4 protein-coding genes are annotated in these 4,054 nt (G+C 70.3%); all 4 read right to left on the bottom strand.

The genetic code is table 11. From position 1 onward, the window contains the following. Positions 1-74: 74 nt before the first annotated feature. Positions 75-1,346, bottom strand: coding sequence for a class I SAM-dependent methyltransferase (locus ACWGO0_RS37190; protein WP_453544863.1), 1,272 nt, complete (start codon positions 1,344-1,346; stop codon positions 75-77). Further along, positions 1,324-2,115, bottom strand: a complete 792-nt coding sequence (locus tag ACWGO0_RS37195; RefSeq protein ID WP_453544864.1) for a DUF1365 domain-containing protein — start codon at positions 2,113-2,115, stop codon at positions 1,324-1,326. The genes ACWGO0_RS37190 and ACWGO0_RS37195 overlap by 23 nt, the downstream gene beginning before the upstream one ends. A 5-nt stretch (positions 2,116-2,120) precedes the next feature. After that, positions 2,121-3,380: an NAD(P)/FAD-dependent oxidoreductase gene (locus ACWGO0_RS37200; protein WP_453544865.1), complete on the bottom strand. Its 1,260-nt coding sequence runs from the start codon at positions 3,378-3,380 to the stop codon at positions 2,121-2,123. 136 nt (positions 3,381-3,516) lie between these two features. Beyond that, the gene (locus tag ACWGO0_RS37205) at positions 3,517-3,987 is read right to left on the bottom strand and encodes an ATP-binding protein (RefSeq protein WP_453544866.1); all 471 of its coding nucleotides are present in this window, start codon (positions 3,985-3,987) and stop codon (positions 3,517-3,519) included. Between the last annotated feature and the right edge of the window lie 67 nt (positions 3,988-4,054).

A 4,054-nucleotide genomic window follows, 5' to 3' on the forward strand; every position in this document is an offset into this window, starting at 1 on the left:
AGTCGTCACTGAAAAGGCCGGTCCCCCGGAGCGAGGCTCCGGGGGACCGGCCTTTTCAGGCGTCAGGCCGGGCCCTAGGCCCTCTGTGTGAGCAGCAGTTGGCGTACGTCCAGGTACTGGGCGCGGAAGCCGGCCTCGGAGTAGGCCAGATACAGGTCCCACATACGACGGAAGACCGCGTCGAAGCCGAGGGCGTCCACGCGGTCCGTTTCCTGCCAGAAGCGCTCGCGCCACAACCGCAGCGTTTCCGCGTAGTGCTCGCCGTAGCCCTGGTCGTCCGCGATGCGCAGGCCGGCCCGCGCCGACTCCTGCTCGATGGCGGTCATCGAGGGGATGAGCCCGCCGGGGAAGATGTACTTGCTGATCCAGGTGTGCGTCCGGCCGGTGGCCAGCATCCGTTGGTGCGGCATCGTGATCGCCTGCAGTGCTATGCGTCCGCCGGGGGCCAGGCGCTCCCGCAAGGTCGCGAAGTAGACGGGCCAGTAGTCAGCGCCCACCGCTTCGATCATCTCCACGCTCACCACCGCGTCGTACGTACCCCGCACCTGGCGGTAGTCGCAGAGGTCCACGGTCACGCGGTCGGCCACCCCGGCCTCCCGCAGCCGGCTCAGAGCCAGTTGGCGCTGCTCGGACGAGAGGGTCACCGTCGTCACCACCGCGCCGCGCGAGGCGGCCCGCAGCGCCAGTTCGCCCCACCCCGTGCCGATCTCGAGCAGCCGGGTGCCCGGCCCCACGCCCGCCAGGTCGAGCAGGCGGTCGATCTTCTGGTGCTGGGCCGGCGGGAAGGACTCCCAGGTCGCGGGAAGCGTGGGGAAGACGGCGGAGGAGTAGCTCATGGTCGGATCGAGGAAGAGGGCGAACAGTTCGTTCGACAGGTCGTAGTGGCGGCGGATGTTGTCCCGCGCACCGGTGACCGTGTTGCGGTGCGCCGCAGGCCGGCGGCGGACCCAGACTCCCCGCAGACGTCGCAGCGGCGCGGGCACCAGGTCGTCCACGTGTGCCGCCAGGACGGTCAGGACGCCGACCAGGTCCTCCGCTTCCCACTCCCCGGCCATGTACGACTCACCGAAGCCGACCAGCCCGCCCGCGCCGATCCGCCGGAAGAAGGCATCGGGGTCCTTGACGTGCAGCAGCGGTCCGGTTCCCTCCGGGAGCGACTGGCCCAGCTGTACCCGCAGCGGCAGCCGGGCGAAGGCGCCGCGCAGGATCAGCCGGGTCAGGGCGGTCCGTGCCCGTGAACTGCCGGGCAGCCGGGCCACGTCCGGCCAAGCGCTCTCTTCGGCCTTCGTGTCCTGCCGCGGCACGAGGAGTGCCCGGTCGGTGTCACGCGTTGTCGGAACCGTCACTTCGTGCCTTCTTTCGTGCAATGGGTACGGCGTGTTTCGTGCAAGGGGAAGGGCGTGGATGCACGGGGAGTCCGCGGAGGTACAGACGTATGCCGTGCAGGCGGATACCCGCGGAGACCGCTGCCGTGGACCAGGGGCGTCGCAGCGCGGCGCCGAGCAGATGCCGGGCGGTCGCCGTCCGTCGTATTCCGCGGACGGTGGCGGTGAAGGGGACGGACTCGCCGCGCCGCAACTGGACGGTCAGGTCGAGGCGTTCGTCAGGGGCGGGCAGGCGCATGCGGTAGCTGCCGTCGACAGGGAAGAACGGCGAGACGTAGAAGTCCTTCGGCACCTCGGCCCTGCCGCGGTCATCGGTGCGGAGCACATAAGAGTGCCGCTGCCCGTAGGTGTTGTGGACCTCGGCGACGACACAGACGAGCTGACCGGTGGCGTCGTGGCACCAGTACACGCTGATGGGGTTGAAGACATGGCCGAACACCCGCGCGTGCGCCAGCATCAGTACCCGGCCGCCGTCCAGGCTCACCCCGTTCGAGGCGAGGCAGGCGTCGAGGCCGGCGCGGATGGTCGGCGCCGTACCGTCGAAGTGATCGCGCGGATCGAAGCGCGCCAGCGGGCGGAGCACGGCGGGCAGCACGGGCAGGTCGTCCAGCTCCACCAGCCACATGTACGTACGGTGCCGGAAGCTGTGGCGCAGGGGCGCGGTGCGGGCGTGGGAGATGACGCAGTCGTAGAGCGCCGGGGCCCGCGACCGGACCGATGTACTGGTCACTGGCGTCACCACCGCGCGCCCAGGGCGGCCGCCGCATCGACGCCCGAACGGCAGCCGTCCTCGTGGAAGCCCCACCCGTGGTACGCCCCGGCGAACGCGGTCACGGCCGTGTTCAGTTCCGGCAGTTGCGGCTGGGCGGCCACCGATTCCGGTGTGTACACGGGATGCTCGTACACCATGCGGGCCAGCACCTTGGCCGGGTCGACCTGTCCGTCGGCGTTGAGGGTGACGATGTGGTCGTTCCCGGCCGGCAGCCGTTGAAGGCGGTTCATGTCGTAGCTGACCTGCACGGCGTCGACCGGTGCCGCGCAGGACGGCATGAAGTAGTTCCACGACGCCCGTGCTCGCGGGGAGCTGGGCAGGAGCGTGGTGTCGGTGTGCAGGACCGTGGGGTTACGGGAGTAGCGGAACGCTCCCAGAAGCCGCCGCTCGTCGTCCGTGGGGTCGGCCAGGATGCGCAGGGCCTGATCGGGATGCACCGCCACCACGACCGACGCGTACTCCTGGATGTCGCCGTCGGCGGTCACCACATGGGCGCGGTCGGCGAAGCGCTGCACAGCGCGTACAGGGGTGTCCGTACGGACGGACGCGAGCTGTTTCGCGATGCGGTCGACGTACTCGACGGAGCCGCCCGTCACCGTCTTCCACTGCGGGGAACCCTTGACGGAGAGGAGACCGTGATGCTCCAGGAAGCGGAACAGATACCCGGCGGGATACTCCATGGCGGTCTCCGGCGCGCAGGACCACACGGCCGAGACGAGCGGTGTGACGAAGTGGGCCACGAAGTAGGCGGAGTAGCCGCCGTCGTCCAGGAACTGACGCAGGGTGTACGACGGTTCACTGCCCGAGACCAGGACCCGGCGGGCGGCCCGGTGGAACACGGGCACCTCGGCCAGCATCCGGAGGTAGCCGCTGCCCATCGCCCGGCGCCCGGCGAACAGACCGCCGAGCCCGCGCGCCCCCGCGTACTCCAGTCCGCAGCCCTCGCACCGTACGGACATGCTCATCTCGGAGTCCTGCGTGGCGACGCCGAGCTCCGCGAACAGCCGGAGCAGCGTCGGATAGGTCCGCTCGTTGTGCACGATGAATCCGCTGTCGACACGCAGCGGCCGGCCGTCGGCTCCGGGCAGTTCGTGCGTGTGGGCGTGCCCGCCGAGCCTGGCATCCGCCTCGTACAGGGTGACGTCGCAGGTCTTCTGGAGTACGTACGCGGCGGTCAGTCCCGCCACGCCCGCGCCGACCACCGCTGTCCTTGGCCTTGTCATGTTTCTGCCTCTCGGTTCCGCCGGGCGTCGCGTCCTGGCGGCGGTCCCCGTCAGCACCTATTCGCAGCTCGGAGCCGATCGGATTGGTCCGGATCCCCAGACGGTTGCGACGGGCGGTCACGACGGGCGGGCGCGGTCAGCCGGCTGCGGCGGTGCGGCCGGGGTGACCGGGCTCGACTTCCAGTTCGGCCCAGACCGTGTGCCCGGGGCCGGAACGGTCGTCGCCCCAGCGGGACGCGAGTGTGTCCACGATGAACAGACCGCGCCCGCCGGTCAGCAGTGAGGCGGAGGGATGGCGCCACTGGGCGCGTACCCGGTCGACGTTGATACCGGCGCCCGCGTCGGCGACCTCCAGCCGCACACGCCGCCGTCCGCCGTCCTCGAACACCAGCCACATGCGCACACCCCACGGAGGCCTTCCGTAACGGACCGCGTTGGACAGCAGCTCCGTCACGACCAGCAGTGCGTCGTCGGCGACACTTCGCAAGCCCCATTGCGCCAGATACTGGCTGATCACGGCTCTGGCCTCAGCAGCAGCATCGGTCGGCACCGCGGCCTGACCACGGCCGGGCCGGGAAGGGGTCACAACGGGTACGACGACTCTCATACTCGTAATTCGTCGCCGACGGGCCCCCGGATGGGTCTGCTTCCCGGCTCACGCGCGCTCAGGGATC

The organism is Streptomyces sp. NPDC055749, assembly GCF_053617235.1.